17 protein-coding genes and 1 riboswitch are annotated in these 19,103 nt (G+C 64.9%); of the genes, 3 read left to right on the forward strand and 14 right to left on the reverse strand.

Translation table 11 applies throughout. From position 1 onward, the window contains the following. Positions 1-135 precede the first annotated feature (135 nt). Positions 136-765, reverse strand: a complete 630-nt coding sequence (locus tag CH285_RS01975; RefSeq protein WP_094644408.1) for a lipocalin family protein — start codon at positions 763-765, stop codon at positions 136-138. Then, positions 762-2,816 carry an MMPL family transporter gene (locus CH285_RS01980; RefSeq protein WP_255032210.1) on the reverse strand — a complete coding sequence of 685 codons (2,055 nt, stop codon included), beginning with the start codon at positions 2,814-2,816 and terminating at the stop codon, positions 762-764. Before CH285_RS01980 ends, CH285_RS01975 begins: the two co-directional genes overlap by 4 nt. A gap of 147 nt (positions 2,817-2,963) precedes the next feature. Here CH285_RS01980 and CH285_RS01985 point away from each other — a divergent pair, with 147 nt between their 5' ends. Both CH285_RS01985 and CH285_RS01990 read left to right on the forward strand, forming a co-directional pair. Then, complete coding sequence (locus CH285_RS01985) at positions 2,964-3,443, forward strand: MarR family winged helix-turn-helix transcriptional regulator (RefSeq protein WP_032371734.1); 480 nt, start codon at positions 2,964-2,966, stop codon at positions 3,441-3,443. Positions 3,444-3,723: 280 nt separating this feature from the next. Next, a complete protein-coding gene (locus CH285_RS01990; RefSeq protein ID WP_230073692.1) occupies positions 3,724-4,062 on the forward strand; it encodes an STAS domain-containing protein in 339 nt (112 codons plus the stop codon). A 143-nt stretch (positions 4,063-4,205) separates the two neighbouring features. On the opposite strand, the gene CH285_RS01995 is transcribed toward CH285_RS01990, so the two are convergent. The 4 genes from CH285_RS01995 to pruA form a co-directional block, all read right to left on the reverse strand. Continuing rightward, positions 4,206-4,394: a hypothetical protein gene (locus tag CH285_RS01995; protein WP_027495777.1), complete on the reverse strand. Its 189-nt coding sequence runs from the start codon at positions 4,392-4,394 to the stop codon at positions 4,206-4,208. 231 nt (positions 4,395-4,625) lie between these two features. Next, positions 4,626-6,488 carry an HNH endonuclease signature motif containing protein gene (locus CH285_RS02000; RefSeq protein ID WP_094644409.1) on the reverse strand — a complete coding sequence of 621 codons (1,863 nt, stop codon included), beginning with the start codon at positions 6,486-6,488 and terminating at the stop codon, positions 4,626-4,628. Positions 6,489-6,551: 63 nt separating this feature from the next. Then, positions 6,552-7,496 carry a proline dehydrogenase family protein gene (locus CH285_RS02005; RefSeq protein ID WP_032367516.1) on the reverse strand — a complete coding sequence of 315 codons (945 nt, stop codon included), beginning with the start codon at positions 7,494-7,496 and terminating at the stop codon, positions 6,552-6,554. Further along, on the reverse strand, positions 7,493-9,142 hold the full coding sequence (gene pruA, locus CH285_RS02010; RefSeq protein ID WP_032371593.1) for an L-glutamate gamma-semialdehyde dehydrogenase: 1,650 nt from the start codon (positions 9,140-9,142) through the stop codon (positions 7,493-7,495). Before pruA ends, CH285_RS02005 begins: the two co-directional genes overlap by 4 nt. 100 nt (positions 9,143-9,242) lie before the next feature. On the opposite strand from pruA, the gene CH285_RS02015 reads away from it, so the two are divergent. Beyond that, the gene (locus CH285_RS02015; RefSeq protein WP_094644410.1) at positions 9,243-10,814 is read left to right on the forward strand and encodes a PucR family transcriptional regulator; all 1,572 of its coding nucleotides are present in this window, start codon (positions 9,243-9,245) and stop codon (positions 10,812-10,814) included. On the opposite strand, the gene CH285_RS02020 is transcribed toward CH285_RS02015, so the two are convergent. From CH285_RS02020 to CH285_RS02055, 8 genes are all read right to left on the reverse strand, one after another. Next, positions 10,799-11,824: a LacI family DNA-binding transcriptional regulator gene (locus CH285_RS02020; RefSeq protein WP_032367931.1), complete on the reverse strand. Its 1,026-nt coding sequence runs from the start codon at positions 11,822-11,824 to the stop codon at positions 10,799-10,801. The two genes, CH285_RS02015 and CH285_RS02020, sit on opposite strands and share 16 nt — an antisense overlap. A 73-nt stretch (positions 11,825-11,897) precedes the next feature. Continuing rightward, positions 11,898-13,226 (reverse strand): multiple monosaccharide ABC transporter permease, encoded by a 1,329-nt coding sequence (gene mmsB / locus CH285_RS02025; protein ID WP_027495782.1) that lies wholly within the window; start codon positions 13,224-13,226, stop codon positions 11,898-11,900. Next, positions 13,223-14,761 carry a multiple monosaccharide ABC transporter ATP-binding protein gene (gene mmsA, locus CH285_RS02030; RefSeq protein WP_057473943.1) on the reverse strand — a complete coding sequence of 513 codons (1,539 nt, stop codon included), beginning with the start codon at positions 14,759-14,761 and terminating at the stop codon, positions 13,223-13,225. Before mmsA ends, mmsB begins: the two co-directional genes overlap by 4 nt. An 8-nt stretch (positions 14,762-14,769) precedes the next feature. Continuing rightward, on the reverse strand, positions 14,770-15,906 hold the full coding sequence (gene chvE / locus CH285_RS02035; protein WP_032374214.1) for a multiple monosaccharide ABC transporter substrate-binding protein: 1,137 nt from the start codon (positions 15,904-15,906) through the stop codon (positions 14,770-14,772). A 198-nt stretch (positions 15,907-16,104) separates the two neighbouring features. Next, complete coding sequence (locus CH285_RS02040) at positions 16,105-16,908, reverse strand: hypothetical protein (RefSeq protein WP_027495785.1); 804 nt, start codon at positions 16,906-16,908, stop codon at positions 16,105-16,107. 32 nt (positions 16,909-16,940) lie between these two features. Beyond that, positions 16,941-17,255: a DMT family transporter gene (locus CH285_RS02045; RefSeq protein ID WP_094621575.1), complete on the reverse strand. Its 315-nt coding sequence runs from the start codon at positions 17,253-17,255 to the stop codon at positions 16,941-16,943. A gap of 13 nt (positions 17,256-17,268) precedes the next feature. Continuing rightward, positions 17,269-17,332: riboswitch (guanidine-III (ykkC-III) riboswitch) on the reverse strand. 45 nt (positions 17,333-17,377) lie between these two features. Continuing rightward, a complete protein-coding gene (locus CH285_RS02050) occupies positions 17,378-18,112 on the reverse strand; it encodes a TIGR03943 family putative permease subunit (protein WP_032407171.1) in 735 nt (244 codons plus the stop codon). Further along, positions 18,109-19,059, reverse strand: coding sequence for a permease (locus CH285_RS02055; RefSeq protein ID WP_228139357.1), 951 nt, complete (start codon positions 19,057-19,059; stop codon positions 18,109-18,111). The genes CH285_RS02050 and CH285_RS02055 overlap by 4 nt, the downstream gene beginning before the upstream one ends. Positions 19,060-19,103 lie beyond the last annotated feature (44 nt).

Raw genomic sequence — 19,103 nt, forward strand, 5'->3', positions numbered from 1 at the left:
GGTCGATAACCCTTCGCCACCAACACATTGTCCCGCACCACCGACAATGGGGTGCCTCGACACTCGAGACACCCCACCATCAAAATGCAACAGCCCCTCTGCGGCACATAACCACGCCACTGCGGCTCCGCCGCACTACACGGTCGAGAGCTGCTGAATCGTCGTCGCGCCGCCCGGGGTGGGCGTCGTGGTGATGAAGTTGGAGTCGTAACCCAGCGATTCGACGACGCTGCGGATCTCGCGGAACTGCTCGACGCTGACGTCGGGCGTGCGCTTGAGCACGAATCCGGACGTGCGGTTGGGGCTTCCGACGAAAGCCCACGAGTAGTCGTCTGCGATGTAGGCCACGATGTAGTTGGTCGGCCCCTCCTGGCTCTCCTGCGTGGGGACGCCCGGGAAGCTCACGTGCAGTTGGGCTTTGGTGACGGTGTCGTTGACCCGAGCATTGCCGACGATGCGGTTCTCGCCGCCGGTCCAGGTGGTGCAGGTGTTCTCGACGCGAATGTTGAGTTCGTCGATCATCTGGTAGTTCGCCTGCGTGTCACGGGCGCAGATCAGGTTGAACGGCTGCGGCACCGCGGCAACCTGGTTCCAGGTGCCCAGGTACCGTTCGACATCGAGTGACGGGATCGGAGCCAGTGGATCGAGACCGACCGACCCCAAAGGGCCGACCGGTTGCGCTTGCGCCGGGGCCGCGCCGAGCAGGGCGCCTGCTGCGACTGCTCCTGCAATTGCGGTGCGGCTCAACATCGTACGTACCTTCATGAATTTCGCTCCTTGGTTGCGGTCGTCTCGTTGTCGATCGTGCTCGGCCACCAAATCCCCGGGCCGATGAGGGTGAACAGGGCGGGAATCACGACGGTGCGTACCACGAAGGTGTCGAGCAGAATGCCGAGACCGACGATGATTCCCAACTGGGTGAGGGTGATCAGGGGTAGGACGCCGAGTACGCAGAACACTGCTGCCAGAACGATTCCCGCGCTGGTGATGACGCCGCCGGTGGCCGAGACCGCCCGCACGATCGCAGATCTGGTGCCGTGTCGAGCCGTCTCCTCCCGGGTCCGCGTGACCAGAAAGATGGTGTAGTCGACACCGAGTGCGACGAGAAACAGGAACGCGAACAGGGGAGTGTTGTCGTCGAGCGCGGGAAAGCCGAAGACGTGCAGGCTCACCCAGCTACCGATCCCGATGGCGGCCACAGCACTCAGGACCGTGGTGGCGACGAGAATCAACGGTGCGACGACAGCGCGAAGCAGTATCAACAGCACGAGTAGGACGACCGCCAGGATCGCCGGGATCACCACGAGCCGATCGCGGGCGGCAGCGTCGGTGGTGTCGAGGGCCTTGGCGTCACTGCCGCCGACTCGTGCGTCGTCGACACCCGCAAGGGCGGACCGAAGGTTGTCGACGACGGTGAAGGATTCGTCGGAGGCGGGGGCCGCGTCGGTGACCACCGACAGCCGGGTCAGTCCTATATCGGAATCGGCAACCCGATCCACCGAGACGACGCCGTCGACGTCCCGGACGGTGGCGACGACGCCGTCGATGTCCGTGGTGGGTGCGAGCACCGTCATCGGGTCGGCGGATCCGGCCGGAAAGTGTTGCGAGAGAGTGTCGAAGCCTTCGACGGATTCGGCGCTCACCCGGAATTGCTCGGTCTGCGACAGCCCGATCTGTGTGCCCACCAGGGCAGCGCAGCAGGCGAGCAGTACGGCGATCGTGATGGACGCGGTCGCCACCGGACGGCGAGCGACACCGGCGGCGACCGAATGCCAGACGCCCTCGGTGGTGGTGTCGCGATCGGACGGTTTGGGGACGAACGGCCAGAACAGCTTCGGGCCGCACAGCGCCAACAACGGCGGCAGTACGAACAGCACGAACACCGATGCGACGACGAGTCCGGCCGCGGCCAGCGCTCCCAAGCTGCGAGTGCTGGGGAGGATGGCGAGCAACAGAGTCAGCAGTGCGAGGACAACCGTCGCGTTACTGGCGAGGATGGCCGGGCCCGCGTTCCGGACGGCGTGGCGCAACGCGAGCCGGTGATCGGACTCGCGGCGGAGCTCTTCGCGGTAACGAGAGATCAACAGCAGGGCGTAATTGGTGCCTGCGCCGAAGACGAGCACGCTGGTGATCCCCGAGGTCGAGCCGTCGAACGACAGCCCGGTCGCCTGGGCGAGGGCTGTGCCGACGGTGGAGGCGAACCGATCTGCGAAACCGATGACGGCAAGCGGAACCAACCACAGAATGGGCGATCGATAAGTGGCGATGAGGAGCACTGCCACCACGAGTGCGGTGACGGCCAGCAACGTGAAATTGGCCCCGGAGAACGAGTTGGCGATGTCTGCTCCGAATGCCGGCCCGCCGGTGACCTGGGCGTTGAGATCGGACGGTAGGCCGTCCGTCGCCGCGGATCGGAGGCTTGTGATCAGGTCGTTCAGGGTGAAGCCGGACAGTTCCGCGTTCACCTGAACGAACGCGATTGCGGCCTTCCCGTCCGGTGCGACGATCGGAGGCGGTCCAGGTTCATCGGTCACCGACCGGTCGACGGTGAGCAGCCTGGCCTGCGCAGCAGCGGCTGCCTCGATATCGGCCTGGGTCAGGTCACCGCCATCGACGCGGCTCAGAACGAGGATCACCGGTGCGGTGTCGGAGTCCGGGAACTGAGAGAGCAGCTCGTCCACCTGGTAGGACTCGGCGGAGGTCGGCAAGGAGTTCGGCGACTGACCGGCAGAATCGTTGCTACCGACGAGCCCGATCACGGCAATCGAGAGAATCAGAATGGCGAGGGCGAGCGCCCACGATCGACGATGCGTCACGGCCGCGGCGATGCGGTCCCAGGCTGCGGTGGTCTCGGTACGGGTGCTGTCCACGAAGAAACAATCTCATTTACTTAGATATTAAGCAACTGAATCTCTTGCGGGCAGTAGTCTGACCATGACCGCAGCGAAGGAGTTACCACCGCCATGACCGACCGAAACCATCTCGAATCCGCGATATCGGCGGACCTTCGGGCGCTGTCATCGGTGTCGGAACAGATCGGTCAGGTATTCGGTGCGTTGCACAGCTTGCGGCCCAACGACTTTCGCGCTCTGCTGCATGTGATGGTCGCCGACGTCGAGGGCGCGCCCCTCACCGCGGGTGAGCTCGGCACGATGCTCGGACTGTCGTCCGCGGCGATGACGTATCTGGTGGAGCGGATGATCGCGTCCGGTCATATTCGACGCGAATCCGACGCGTCGGACCGACGTAAAGTCATACTTCGCTACGACGAGCACGGTATGGAGGTTGCTCGCGGGTTCTTCGGACCACTGGGAGCGCGCACCAGCGCTGCGCTCGAGGACCTACCGGATTCGGATCTCGACGCTGCCCACCGAGTGTTCGAAGCGCTCATCGGAGCCATGCGCGAGCATCACGCCGACCTGGGAAACAGCACCCGCACGTAGCCCGCGTTCGCATCGGGATGTTCGAACCGCTGGTGGGGGCCCGCATTGTGCCAATGCTGGACTCCGAGCGTGCCGGTGCCGTAGGGTTGGCCGTGGTTGAGCTAACAGCCGGTCACGGGGAAACGCAGCGAAGTGTGCGCCCGGGTCAGGCGGAGAATTCTGCTCCCGTTGCGTAGATCGGTTTCCCCTTCAGTTCGACCGATCGATGGGATCTGCCATGAGTGTTGAATCACGAGGCAACAAAGTTCGAACCACTTCGGTGAGCGTCGCGGAGAAGTCCGTGTCCGTTGCAGCAACCGGAGCCATCTTCACCGCGCACGACGGCACCGACGGTTCACTCGTCGTCGCCGTCCACGGCGACATCGACATGCTCAGCGCGCCGATGTTCTCCGATTTCGTCTGCAGTCGCGTGTCCAGCAAACGGCATCTGACTCTCGACCTGTCCAATGTCGAGTTCTTCGGCATCGCCGGACTCTCCGTCTTCGATGCAGTTCGTGAATACACGGCTGGCATCGGTGCTTCGTGGTCGATCGTGGCAAGCCGATCGGTGACCCGCCTGCTGCAGGTTGCCGACCTCGAGTCGACGATTCCGACCTCCCGACCGACGACCGACCAATAGAACTGGCGGCGACATCGCCGCGACAAGAGGTGGGCAGCTCCTGCACAGGGGCTGCCCACTGTCGTTTGCCGTCCCCCCGCACAACGATCGGGCGGTCCCGCGAATCACTGGGACCGCCCGATTGTCGTGTGAAAGCACAAGGTCTAGTCCTTGGTGCCTTCCGAGTCGCTGAAGAATGCCCAGTCGCCGTCGTGCTCGACTTCGAGGCGCCAGCCCAGCTCCTCGTTGTCGGCGCGGCTGTCCTTGAACCAGGCGTGCGCGTCCTCGGAACTGGTGATGTCCTTGGTGGCGACGACGGTTCCGTGCGGGTCGATAACTCTGTAATTTGCCATGCGGTGAGGGTGCCCCGATGTTGCGCAACCTAACCCAGCCGCATCACCGGCACCGGCCGCTAAGAGAAGCAGAAGCCAATGCCGCGTACTCCGGATAGAGCTGGGCAGAAGCCGGGGCTGGGTAGTAAGGCCGGGTTGTCTTGGAGGCCGGGCTGTGTGGGGACGGCCGGGCTGTGTGGGAGGCGAGGCTGTGTTGAAGGCAGAGCTGTGCCGTGGTGGTGGTGTGGGTCGTCAGGCGGGTTGTCGTGGTTCTTCGTCGCCGGTGTCGCGGGTGTTGTCGTTGTGCTGGTCGGGTGGGTAGAGGACTTCTTCTGGGTGGTGTGCGTGGTTGATCAGCCCACGGCGTGTGGGGTCCATCCCTGTCGGTGGATGCCACAGGGTGCGGCCCGGATAGCGATGTCCTGCTGTGGTTTTGGTGGTGGCCCACTTGCCGGGTCCGGTGCCGACAAGTGCGTGGTGCATATCGCAACCGAAGGTGAGGGAGTCGATGTCGGTGGGTCCGCCCTCGACCCAGTCGTCGAGGTGGTGGGACTGGCACCAGGTCGCGGGGCGGGTGCAGGAGGGGAAGCTGCAGCCGCGGTCGCGGGCGATGAGCACGATGCGTTGGTCGGCGGAGGCGATGCGTTTGGATCGGCCGAGGTAGAGGGCTCTGCCGTTGTCGTCGAAGATGGTCAGGTAGTGGTGGGCGTGCGAAGCCATGCGGATGGCGTCGCGGATCGAGACGCGGGATCCGGTGGCGGTCATGGCGTATCCGCAGCCGGCGTCGAGGTCTTTCAAACTCATGGTGACGATGGCGGTGACGGGTAGGCCGCGGTGGGTGCCGAGGGTGCCGGAGGCGAGGGTGTGCCGGAGCGCCATCTTCAGTGCATCATGACGGCGTTCGTTCTGGGTGCGTCGATCCCGCGCGGCGGCAGCATCACGAGCAGCGGTGTCCGATGCGTCGGCGTCGGCGTGGCCGCCGGGTTCAGCAGTGCTGTCGGAGCCGGCATCGTCGTTGGTGTCGTTGGTGTCGGGCGTGCTGTGTGGCGTTGTGCCGCAACCACAATCGCTGCTGTCGGTGCACTCACCCTCACCGCGGTCTTCGCCACTGCGGTCGTCGCCACTGCGGTCGTCGTGACCGTAGAAGTTGGCACCGTTGTCGTCGGTCCCATCCCACAGGTATTCGTCATGCGATCGAGCATCGCTGGATCCTGCCTCGTCGGGCATCGGCCCGGGCTTTGGCGTAGCCGCACTGCCACTCCCGCCGCCGTCCTCGTCGCCGGCGGTCTCATCCTCGTGGACGATCGATGTCGGGTCGGCAGGGTTGTTGACTCCCGGCTTCGCGGCCTTGGAGAACAAGGCTTCGAGGTAGGCGCGTAGTTCGGAGTCGACGCAGAACTTCCCCTCGGACATTCCGTCGGAACCCTGCTCACCGAGGTAGAAGAACGCATCCCGTTTCCGTGGTCTCGGCTTTCCGTTCTTGTCCTCGTCTTCGTTCTCGTCGAAGTCGCCGTCGGGGTCGAGTATCGAGTCCAGATGCGCCACCAGTGGCGCGAAGTCGTCGGGCCGCCTCGTCGAGGCGAGACCCACCAACTGCTGCTCGGCGCGATCGCGGGTCTGCGGATCCACACTCGACGGCAGATGCCGGAAGAATTCGCGGATCATCTGCACGTGCTGGGCATCGAGCAATCCCGCCCGCACCGCTGCAGCGGTGTGCGGCAACAACGGAGGCAGCACTTCGCCGGACAATGCGGTGCGGTCACCCAACTCCGCGGCCAGACGTACTCGCGCCCCGGCCGCGCGTGGGGTGATTCGCAGCATCCATGCCACCGAGCACGGCACCGAACCCGGATAGACGTCGAGGCCGTGTTGTGCGATCAGTTCGTTGAGCCAGGTGTGCGAGTACGCCGTCACAGACCGCGACACAGTTTCCATGCGTTGGATCACCGCACGCCGGTCGGTATTCGACCATGCCGCCGACCCTTGCCCCGCCAACTCGGCGACCGCCGACTCCACCGCGTCGACCAACCCCGCCAAGACAGGGTCGGACACGTCAGGGGCAGGCGGCACCGTCTCGATGCCGTCCACCCCTGATCCGCCGTCCCCCGAAAGCATGAACAGAATCTACCGCGACCCACCGACACACTTTCGAACACACGTTCGCCGATCCGAGTGAAGTCAGTTGCGAGAGAGCAGCGACCGCGCGAAGAACATGAGGTTGGCCGGCCGCTCTGCGAGTCTGCGCATGAAGTAGCCGTACCACTGCTCTCCGTAGGGCACGTAGACACGCACGTGCTGGCCGGCGTCGACCAGTCGTCGTTGTTCCTGGTCGCGGATTCCGAACAGCATCTGGAACTCGAAGTCGGCTGCGGACCGTCCGGCGTTCGCGGCGAGCCGCTCCGCCGCCTCGATCATCTCGGGATCGTGGGAGGCGACCATGGGGTAGCCGCTGCCGTTCATCAGCACTTCCAGGCACCGTAGGTAGGAGTCCGAAACGTCCCGTGCACTCTGGAACGCCACCGACGCGGGCTCGTTGTACGCGCCCTTGCACAGTCGGATGCGAGATCTCGGTCCGGACAGTTCTCGGCAGTCGGCCTCGGTTCGTTTCAGGTACGCCTGCAGCACCGTGCCGAGATCGGGAAAGTCCTGCCGCAGTTCGCGCACGATGGACAGGGTCGAGTCGGTGGTGGTGTGGTCCTCGGCGTCGACGGTCACCCACACTCCCGCCGCTGTTGCCGCGGTACAGATTTCGCGCGCGTTCTCGAGCGCCAGCGTCCGGTCGATTCCCTGACCGAGGGCCGAGAGTTTGAGCGATACCTCGAGCGCGGTCTCGGCGGTACTACGCGTCGAAAAGCGTTGTATCAGTGACAGGTACGACTGAACGGTGGCTGTCGCCTGCGCGCGGTCGGTGGTGTCCTCGCCCAGATAGTCCACCGAGACGAATCGTCCCGACGCCAGCAGGGCATCGACGGCGGTGACCACGGCGGGCTCCGATTCACCGGCGACGAAGCGGTCGACGAGCGATCGGGTGGCACGCAGCCGCGTCACGGTGGCCTGCAATTTCGGTGAGCGTGCGGCCGCCAGCAGAGCCGGCCGCAGTGGGTTGCTCAGCACTGTGGTCATCGTGTGCCCTCGCCTTCCTGATGGGGGTAGCCGTGTGCGGTCGGCGGGACGAACGTTTCCTTGACCGTGCGTGCCGATGCCCAGCGCAACAGGTTCTGCGGTGAGCCGGCCTTGTCGTTGGTACCCGACGCACGCGCTCCGCCGAACGGTTGCTGACCGACGACCGCGCCGGTGGGCTTGTCGTTGACGTAGAAGTTTCCGGCGGCGAATCGCAGTGCCGAATGGGCCTGCTCGACGGCCGTGCGATCGGTGGCGATGACGGCACCGGTCAGTGCGTACTTCGATCCGGTGTCGACGGTGCGCAGTACGTCGGCATAGGCGTCGGGCCGGTTGTCGTCGTAGACGTGCACGGCCAGAATGGGGCCGAAGTACTCGGTGGTGAAGGCTTCGTCGGTGGGATCGTCGCCGAGAAGGACCGTGGGAGAAACGAAGTACCCTTCCGTGTCGTCGCACGTTCCACCGGCGGCGATGGTCAGGCCGGTCACGGATTTCGCGCGGTCGAGCGCTGCTGCGTTGCGGTCGAACGCCTTTCGGTCGATGACGGCACCGCCGTAGTTCGACAGGTCGGTGACGTCGCCGTACTTCAGGGCCGACACCTGCTCGATGAACGTCTCACCCATGCGAGCCCACAGCGACTTCGGCACGAATGCCCGCGAAGCGGCCGAGCACTTCTGCCCCTGGAAGTCGAAGGCACCGCGAATCATGGCCGTGGTCAACACGTCCGGATCGGCCGAGCTATGCGCGACTACGAAATCCTTGCCGCCGGTCTCGCCGACGAGCCGCGGGTAGGAGTGGTAGTTCGAGATGTTGTTGCCGACCTCGCGCCACAGCGTCTGGAAGGTCGCAGTGGATCCGGTGAAGTGGATGCCCGCCAGGCGTGGATCGGCCAGGGCTACTTCGGAGACCATCGGACCGTCGCCGAGGACGAGGTTGATCACTCCCGGCGGCAGACCTGCCGCCTCGAGGAGCTGCAGCGTCAGGTACGCGGCAACTGCCTGGGTGGGAGACGGCTTCCACAGCACCGTGTTGCCCATCAGTGCAGGCGCTGTGGGCAGGTTGCCGGCGATGGCGGTGAAGTTGAACGGTGTGATCGCGTAGACGAAACCCTCGAGCGGGCGGTACTCGACGCGATTCCACACGCCCGGGGCCGACACCGGCTGATCGGCGAGGATCTGTCGTGCGAACGCGACATTGAACCGCCAGAAGTCGATCAGCTCGCACGGTGCGTCGATCTCGGCCTGGTAGGCCGACTTGGACTGCCCGAGCATCGTTGCGGCAGCGATCCTTTCGCGCCACGGACCCGACAGCAGATCGGCCGCGCGCAGGAACACTGCAGCTCGCTCGTCGAACGGAAGATCGCGCCAGGCCGGTGCAGCTGCGGTCGCCGCCGAGATCGCGTCCTGCACGTCCCGGTGCGTTGCCTCGGCGAAGCTACCGATGACCGACGCGTGCTTGTGGGGTTCGACCACATCGGTATCGGTGCCGGCGGCGTCGCGGTGGACACCGCCGATCACCTGATGGATGCGGACGGGGTTCGCACGCAATTCGTCCAAGCGGATGCGCAGCCTGGCGCGCTCGGCGCTTCCGGGGGCATAGGTGTTGACCGGCTCGTTGACCGGGGTGGGAACTGATGTGACCGCGTCCATGGTGACTCCTCGCACTCGGGTGTGTGCTGCTCATTGAAGTCGCCTCGACGTCCCGTTCAATCAGCTCATCGGCCAAAGAATTCGTGGTGTACTTGTCCGCATGGCCAATACTGTGACGCTGCGGTCTCTGCTGACGTCGCTGCACAGCGCCGTGGTCGAGCTCGTGGTCGCGCCGGCGGGAACCGAGATCGCCGTCGAGTCCGTGGCCCTGCTCGACGGCGACGACCTTCGTCGACCACCGGGAACGGCTGCCGATCTGACCCTGCTGGTCGGCGTCACCGAGACCAATGCGCTGCGTTGGTTCGACGATCTGGCGTTGCGTCCGGTGGTCGACAGGCCCCTTGCGGTGCTGACCAAGGTGGCCGACTCGACCGCGTTGGCCCACGCTGCCCGAGAGACCGGAATCGCCTTGGTCGCGGTACACCACCAGACCCGCTGGGAATTGCTGCTGTCGACGATGCGCGGGGTCCTCGACCAGTCACGCTCACCGGCCTCGGACGACGGGCTGTTCGGGGCGGACACCGATCTGTACGAGCTGGCGCAGACGGTTGCGTCCTTGACCAAGGGCATGGTGAGCATCGAGGACGAGCGCTCGCACGTATTGGCGTACTCGGCATCGGACGACTCGGCCGACGAGTTGCGGACCCTGTCGATCCTGGGGCGAGAAGGACCGGCCGACTACCTTCGCCGTCTGCACGAGCGCGGGGTGTTCGACCGACTCCGCCGTACCGACGACGTCATCGACGTACCGGCCGATGCCGAACTCGGTATTCGTCGACGCCTTGCCGTCGGGATACGTCGAATAAGCGGCGCAGCAACAACACTGGGAACGATCTGGGTTCAGGAAGGCGCGCGTCCGCTGTCGGTGGACGCCGATGCGGTGTTGCGCGGAGCGTCGGCGGTCGCCGCCCGGCTGATCACCCGCATCGCGAACGCCCCGACCAACGAGGCGCTGCAGATTCAGCGACTGCTCGGCGCGCGGGGTGGCGGCGTGGACATTCCGTCGCTGGCCGCGGCGCTGTCGATTCCGACCACGGGGACGGCCGCGGTCGTCGGATTCGCCGCCTGTGGTGAATTCGACATCACCGGTCTGGCTCCGTCGATCCGGTTGCACGCCAGCGCATTCAGGCGAGACTCGCTGGTGACCGTCATCGGCGAGAGAATCTACGTACTGTTCTCCGGAGCTGCGTCGGGGACGGTGATTCCGGTGTGGACCGCAGATGCCGTGTCGCGCATCGAGACTCGAACCGGACTGTGCTTGCGCGCTGCGGTGGCCGCGCCGATCGCCGATCTCGACGGGGTGGCTGCAGCCCGGTTCGAGGTCGACCGAGTATTGGACGCGACCACCGGCGACGTTCGGGTCACCACGCTCGCAGAGTCGAGAACGTCTGTGCTGCTGGGTGAGATCGTCGACATCATCTCGAATCACGAGCAGTTGCGTGACCCGCGCATCGCAGCGCTGGATCGGTACGACGCCACCCACGACGGCGCGATGCGAGAGAGTCTCGAGACGTATCTGGCGTGCTTCGGTGACGTGCGTGCCGCAGCGGAGAGGCTGCACATCCACCCGAACACGGTGCGTTACCGCATCCGACGCGTCGAGCAGATTCTGGAGTTGGATCTGTCGGATCCGGACGCGCGGTTGTTGGTGGAGATTCAGCTGCGGATGTGAGCGTCGCGGGCCTCGGCAGTGCTGGACCGGATCACCAGGCTCGGCTCGATACGCGAACGTCGGGTACTGCGGTTGCCGGAATCGATCTGGGCCAACAGTATTTCGACGCTGCGGATGCCGACCTCGCTGAATTCCTGACGAATCGTCGTCAGGGGAGGGGAGAAGAACTCCGCGTCGGGAACGTCGTCGAAACCGACCACGCTGACGTCCGTCGGAACTTTTCGGCCGTGCACTTCGAGGGCGCGCAACACCCCGAGGGCCATCGCGTCGTTCCCGGCGAACACCGCTGTGACATCCGGGTTCTCGGCCAATCGGCAGCCGGCCTCGAAGCCGGACTTCGCGGTCCAGTCGCCGGCGAGAACGAGTGGCGGTTCGACACCGGCCTGCTCGTGGGCCGAGCGCCACCCGATGACGCGGTCGGCCGCCTCGTACCAACCCGAGGGGCCTGCGACGTGCCAGACGGCGCGGTGACCGAGTGAGAGCAGATGTGTGGTGGCGGATTGCGCGCCGGCGACCTGATCGACCGAGACAACCGCCAGATCGCCTTCCGGCGATCCTTCGACGGCCACCAGTGGCAGTTCGGCGGCCAACTCGGCGATGTCGCCGCCGTCGGTGCTCAACGGCGCGATGACGACGACGCCGTCGACGCCCTGTTTCTGCAACCTGCGCACGCAGGTGCTGATCGCCACCTCGTCGAACGAGGTGGGGACACCGACGACGACGGAGTATCCGGCCTGTCGTGCGGCCTGTTCGACGCTGTAGAGCGTCGACACCGGCCCGTACAGAGCGTTGCCGGTGCCGACGATCCCGATGGTGCTGCTGCGGCCGGTGACCAGAGCACGAGCTGCGGTGTTCGGCCGGTAGCCTAGCTCCGCGATCGCCTGCTCGACCCTCGTTCTGGTCGCCTCGGTGACGTTGGGATGGCCGTTGATGACCCGAGAGACGGTCTGGTGGGACACACCCGCGAGCCGAGCGACGTCGGTCATGGCCGGTCCGCGGGTCGGCGTCATCGCACGCATCCTCCTTCGCTGGTCGAACACCATCTCAGCATGCCCGGACCGGATCGGCGCGTCACCGCCCGGATCACGTCGTTTTCGTCATCGATGCAGAGGTCGGCGGTGCGGGCTTTCCGGGCTCGCCGGGGGAGAACATCTCGGCGGGTACCGGTACGCCCAGGTAACTGGTGGGGGACGCGGCTTTGTCTCCCTTGCCGCCCTTACCGCTCGCCGCACGACGCTTGGTCCAGATGTCGAACGCCACGGCGGCGAGCAGCACCAGACCCTTCACCAATTGCACTCTCTCGCTGGGTGATCCGATCAGCGACATGCCGCTGTTGATCACGGCGATGATGAGTCCACCGGTCAACGCGCCGACGATGCGGCCGACGCCGCCCTGTACGGCTGCGCCGCCGATGAACGCCGCCGCGATGGCGTCGAGCTCGAAGCCGTTGCCCGCAGTAGGACCGGCCTGGTTGAGGCGTCCGGCGAAGATGATTCCGGCCAGAGCCGAGAGGACACCCATGTTGACGAAGATCCAGAACGTGACCGGCTTGACCTTGATACCGGACAGGGACGCGGCGTGAATGTTGCCGCCGATGGCGTACACGTGCCGACCGAATACGGTCTTGCCGGCCAACGTCGAGTAACCCATGACCAACACGGCGAGCAGGATCAGCACGTACGGCAGGTTCTTGAAACGAGCCAACTGGACGGCGATCGCAAGCACGAGAGCGGCGGCGAACGCCATCTTGATCAGGAACAGCGGCATCGCGTCCACGGTCTGGCCGTACTTCTGCCGGCCCGTTCGAGAACGCCACTGGCTGAACACGATTCCAGCGACCGCGAGAATCGCGACGAGCAACGTGAAGATGTCCGCCCCACCCAATGGCCCGAGTCCCACATTGCCCATGAAGCCGGGCAGGAAGCCGTTGGACAGTGTGCGTACCGGTCCGGGGAACGGCCCGATGCCCTGGTTGCCGAGGACGATGAGAGTCACCGCGCGGAAGACGAGCATTCCGGCGAGGGTGACGATGAACGCGGGAATGCCGAAGTACGCGACCCAATAACCCTGCCAGGCACCGATCAGGCCGCCGACGATCAACGTGATCAGCACCGCCAGTGGCCACGGCACGTTCTGTTGGACCATGAGGACACCGGCGATGGCTCCGGTGGCCGCCACCACCGATCCGACGGACAGGTCGATATGGCCGGCGATGATGATGACGACCATGCCGATGGCCAGAATGAGAATGTACGAGTTCTGCACCACCATGTTGCTGATGTTCTGCGGCACCAACAGCTGACCTCCGGTCAGCACGGTGAAGAGCACGATGATCAGCGCGAACGCGATGAAGATTCCGCTCTGTCGGAGGTTTCGCGTGAGCAGCCCCCGAACGGTCGACAGCTGGTTCATCGAAGTACTCCTGTTCCACGGGTCATGAGATGCATGAGAGATTCCTGGGTTGCGTCCTCGCGGTCGACCTCACCGGTGATCCGGCCGGCGGACAGCGCGTAGATCCGGTCGCACAGACCGAGAAGTTCCGGAAGTTCGGACGAGATCACCAGCACTGCCTTTCCGGCGTCGGCGAGTTGGTTGATGATCGAATAGATTTCGAATTTCGCGCCGACGTCGATTCCTCGCGTCGGTTCGTCGAGGATGAGCACGTCGGGATCGCTGAAGATCCATTTGCTCAGCACGACTTTCTGCTGATTGCCGCCGGAGAGTTTGCCGACCACGGCGGAGACGTTCGGTGCCTTGATGTTCATGCTCTTGCGGAAGCCCTCGGCGACCTTGTATTCCTGGTTGGCGTCGACGAAGCCTCCCGTCACCAACTTGTCCAGCGCCGCGGTGGAAATGTTGCGCTTGATGTCGTCGATCAGGTTCAGCCCGTACCGTTTCCGGTCCTCGGTGGCGTACGCGATGCCGTGATGGATGGCATCGTTGACGGATTTGACGTGAATTTCCTTGCCGTACTTGTAGAGCCGTCCCGAGATGTCGATCCCGTAGCTTCGGCCGAAGACGCTCATGGCCAACTCGGTACGGCCGGCACCCATCAACCCGGCGAGGCCGACGATCTCACCGCGCCGCAGCGTGAGGTTCGCCTTGTCGACGACGGTTCGGCCCTGCTGGGTCGGACTGTGCACGGTCCAGTCCTCGATGCGCAGAACTTCCTCTCCCACAGTCGATTCGTGGGGCGGAAACCGGTGCTCGAGATCGCGGCCGACCATCAGTGAGATGATGCGATCCTCGGTGACGTCCGGGTCTCGCATGTCCAGCGTCTTGATGGTCTTGCCGTCCCGAATGATCGTGGTCCGGTCGGCAATGGCCGCGATCTCGTTGAGCTTGTGCGAGATGATCACGCACGTGATGCCCTCGTCCCGTAGACCGCGCAACAGATCCAGCAGATGTGCGGAGTCGGAATCGTTGAGTGCCGCAGTGGGTTCGTCGAGAATCAGCAGGGTCACGTCCTTGGACAGTGCCTTGGCGATCTCGACGAGTTGCTGCTTGCCGACGCCGAGATCGCTCACGACGTTGACGGGATTCTCCCGCAGCCCTACCCGGTTCAGTAGGGCTGCGGCCTCGGAATTCGTTCGGTTCCAGTCGATGAACCCGCGCTTGGACCGCTCGTTGCCGAGAAAGATGTTCTCGGCAATGGAGAGATGCGGACTCAGTGCGAGTTCCTGATGGATGATGACGATGCCCTCGGCCTCGCTACTCCGGATGTCGGAGAACGAGCGCTCTCGACCGTCGAACACGATGTCGCCGTCGAATGTGTCGTGAGCGTACACACCCGACAACACCTTCATGAGCGTCGACTTGCCTGCTCCGTTCTCGCCGCAGATCGCGTGGATCTCGCCGCGATTCACCGAGAGAGTGACATCCTGTAGCGCCTTGACGCCGGGAAATGTTTTGGTGATGCCGCGCATCTCCAGAATCGGGCTCGTCATCGCCGAACTCACTTCAACTGATCCTCGGTGTAGTAGCCACCCTCGACGAGCAGCTTCTCGTAGTTGTCCTTGTAGACGATCTCGGGCTGCAGCAGGTACGCCGGAACGACCTTCTCGCCGTTGTCGTAATCGGTGGTGTTGTTGGTCTCGGGAGTTTGACCGTTGAGCATGGCCTGAGCCATCTGGATCGTGACCTCGGCCAGCTGGCGCGTGTCCTTGTAGATCGTGGAGTACTGCTCACCGGCGATGATCGACTTGACCGACGGCACCTCGGCGTCCTGTCCGGTGACGACCGGGTAGGGCTGACCGGCGGTTCCGTAGCCGTTGCTCTTGAGCGCGGACAGAATTCCGATCGACAGACCGTCGTACGGGGAGAGCACGCCCTGAACCTTCTGGCCCGAGGAGTACGTCTTGGTCAGCAGGTCTTCCATGCGCTTCTGTGCCGTCGCCGGATCCCAGCGCAGGGTGGCAGCGGTTCCGAAGTCGGACTCGCCACTACCGATCTTCAGAGTTCCCTTGTCCAGGTACGGCTTCAGGGTCTCCATGGCACCGTCGAAGAAGAAGGTGGCGTTGTTGTCGTCGGGCGAACCGGCGAAAACCTCGATGTTGAGCGGGCCGGCGGGCGCGTCGGCCTTGTCGGTGCCGTCCTCGTTCTTCAGCCCGAGGCCGACCAACAGTGAGGTGGCCTGGTCGACGCCGACCTTGTAGTTGTCGAACGTCGCGTAGTAGTCGACGTCCGGGGAGTTGCGGATGAGCCGGTCGTAGGCGATGACACCGATGCCGTTGTCCTTGGCTTCCTGCAGCTGGGTGGTGATGGCGGTGCCGTCCACCGAGGCCACGATCAGCAGCTTCGCGCCCTGGGTGATCTGGTTCTCGATCTGGTTGACCTGGGTGGGAATGTCGTTCTCCGCGTACTGCAGGTCGACCTTGTATCCCTGGCCCTCCAACGCGCTCTTGAGGTTGTCGCCGTCGGCGATCCAACGGGCGGAGGACTTCGTCGGCATGGTGACGCCGATCAACGCACCTGCGGTGCTGCCGCCCTCGGCCGGAGCCTCGTCTGCGGTCTTGGTACTCGATCCGCACGCACCGAGCGTGAGGGTGAGGGCCACCGCGGCCGTAGCCACGGATAGCTTTCGAAACTTCATCGTTTCTCCCTGTGTTGTGAGGTAGACCGTGAAGCGGAGGCCGTCGGGTGGTCCCGTGTGGTTCGCATCACATCAAAACGAAAGTGTGAGCGATAACATCGGCATTGTCAAAGTTTTCTTTTTGCACCCCACGTGAGCGGTGTGAGCGCTAACATTTGTCGCCTACGACTCTCGGCGAAGCGCCGAAGTTGCGGCCCGTCAGTGCAGCTCGTGCACCGACTGCTTACCGCTCTTGAGCCAGCGGCTCGGCAGCCGGCCGACCAGCTCGCCGAGTGGATGCACCGCCGCCGAGAGGATCTCCACGGAATCCTGCAGGATGTCGATCGAGATACTCATACGCTCGATGTTCGGAGCCACGGACGTCAGCGTCTCGGAGAGTTTGACCAACTGGTCCAGCGGCCCGCCCTTGGCCGTCAGACGCTCGACGGCACCGTCCTCGGCCAGCATCGTCTCGAGGATGCCGTTCTCCGCGATGGCCCGTTCGATCAGACCGTCCTGACGCGTCAACACCTCGAGCGGACCGTCCTTCGCCGTCAGGCGCTCGAGGGGGCCGTTGGTGGCGGTGATCCTGTCCAGTAGACCGCCCTCGGCGAGCAACCGTTCGAGCGGTCCGTCCTCGGCGAGCAGTCGGTCCAAGGGTCCGCCGGGAGCGAGAATGCGTTCGACCGGCCCACCCGGAGACAGCAGGCGCTCGAGCGTGCCGTCCTCGGACGTGAGTCGATCGACGACGCCGCCCTGGGCGAGCAGGCGGTCGAGTGGCCCGCCCTCCTTCAGGGCGTTGCCCAGCGCGCGATCGTCGGAGGTGAGCTGGCCGAGCTGGGTGAGCAGCTGCATCGTGCCGCCGCGCGGATTGGCGAGCGACGCCACTCCGGCCGTGCCGGACGCGCCGGTGGCCAACGCCATCCTGGTGGTCGCCAACGCGACCTCTGCGACGCCGATCGCCTGCTCGGCGATGGCCAAGCCGGCCCGTGCGGGCAGTGTGATCGCTGACACCCAGTTCATCGTTTTACTGTAACTGCTTGTAGCCGGGAAAATCAGTGAAGAACCTTCAGTCCCACAACGCAGCCGACGATGCCGACCAGAAGTACGACTTTGAGGAACGACGCTGCTTCGGCACCGGTGATCATCGCGTACGCCACGGTCAAGGTGGCACCGATTCCCACCCACACCGCATACGCGGTTCCGGTGGGCAACGACCGCATCGCGACCGCGAGACCGATCATGCTGAGCACCACCGCGACACCGAAAACTACCGATGGTCCGAGCTTGGAGAAGCCCTCGGACTTACCGAGCGCAGTCGCCCAGATCGCTTCGAGAACGCCGGAAACGATGAGAATCAGCCATGCCATGAGAAATCACCTCTCGGCACCGTCTTGTCGCTGTTCGGGTACGGCGCGCCTCGTCCGATTGTCGGAAGTGACCTGTACGACGGTACCAATTTTTCTTCGGCGGGGACGCGAATTTTCCGGTGTCAGTACGCGTACGTGTTCGTCGGCGGGTCGATGCGCCGGGCCGTCGAGACCGTCATCGTGGGGGTGAAGGCGGTGGCTTCGGTCGCGGTCGATGCGTCGACGGTGCCGGTGAGCTGCAGCCAGGTTCCGTCCGGAACCTCTTCGAGGACAGTCGAATTGGAGTCCAGGTGAATTCGGATGGATCGTGCGTCGGCCGCGCAGCAGATGATCAGGACACGGGCGAGGTCGAGGCCGTCGGTTGTGCCGTCGACGCGCGGCGACCCACCGTTCGCGGTCGCCACGGCGAATCCGGTGACACTGATCTCCCGGCCGTCGAGGCTGCCCTCCGAATCTCGGACGGCCCGCTGCACGACGTCGAGCAACGGGACGTCGGGGGCCTGCCCGTCGGGTAGCGGCGGGAAGGGTGTCTTCTCGTGGGTCGAGACGGCGTCCACGGATCGGTCGCCGACCGCCGAGACACCGAGCGCGGGCGGGGCGACGAGGAGGATCACCGCAATCGGCACGAGCAGCAGCCAATACGGGCGTGCGTCGTGATCGTGGCCGTCCGTCGGCCCACCGCGCCGGATGTCGGCGACGATCGAGGCTGCCGCGAGGACGACGATCAGCACGCCCGCGATCAGCAGATACGGATGCAGTGACGGTTTGACGTACCGAACGAAGCTGCCGTCGAGCGAGATCTTCACGATCGCTCCGCCGAAAAGGAACAGCAGGACGTTCTGCACCTCGCGTTTCATCGCGCGCCGATCAGGAGTCCGCCGACGACCGAGGCGCACACGATCGCCACGACGAAGGTCAGTGGTGCGAAGCGGAGGACGAAACTGCGCCCGAAGCTGCCCGCCTGCATCGCCATCAACTTCAGATCGACGGCAGGACCGACCACCAGGAAGACCAGGCGCGGGAGCAGCGGCAGCATCGACATACTGGCCGCGACGAACGCGTCGGCCTCCGAACACAGCGCCAGCAGAACCGCCAGAACGGCCATCACCACGATGGCCAGCAGAAGCTGACCGGCCAGGTGCTCGTACACCCGGTCGGGAATCACCAGGTGCAGGGCCGCGGCTGCCGCGGCACCGAACACCAGAAACGCCCCGGCCTGCAGCAGGTCTGCACGAGCCGACTCGCGGAACGTCTCCCACCTCGAGCCTTCGTGATCGTGACCTCGATCCGCCAGCCGCGCGGTGATCCACTCGGCCTTACCGAATCGCGTCCACAGCCAGCCCATCACCACAGCGGTGGCGAGCGAGGCGAGGAATCGGGCGAGAACCATCGCCGGCTCACCAGGAAAGGCCACCGCAGTCGACACGAGAACGACGGGGTTGATCGCCGGTGCCGACAGCAGAAAAGCCAGAGCCGCCGACGTCGGCATTCCCTGATCCATCAACCGCCGGGAGACGGGAACAGCTCCGCACTCGCACCCGGGCAATGCCATCCCGGCGAGTCCGCTCACACCGACCGCCGCGGGCTCGTTCTTCGGGACCACACGTCGAAGCACGGCCGGGGAGACGAACGCGGCGATGCCGCCGCTGACGAGCACGCCCAGCACCAGGAACGGCGTCGCCTGCACGAAGATCCCGGTGAAGACGGTGGCTCCGGTTCGCAGGGCAGGGGAGGCGGCGACCCACTCGGCGAGGTACGGACCTGTCACGATGCCCAACACGAGCAGAGTTGCGAATACGTGCATGGAAGTGACCGTCGGCCTGCGCCTCGTGCGGCGATCGGCGTTCG

Source organism: Rhodococcus sp. 05-2256-B1 (assembly GCF_002258465.1).
GTDB lineage: Bacteria > Actinomycetota > Actinomycetes > Mycobacteriales > Mycobacteriaceae > Rhodococcoides > Rhodococcoides fascians.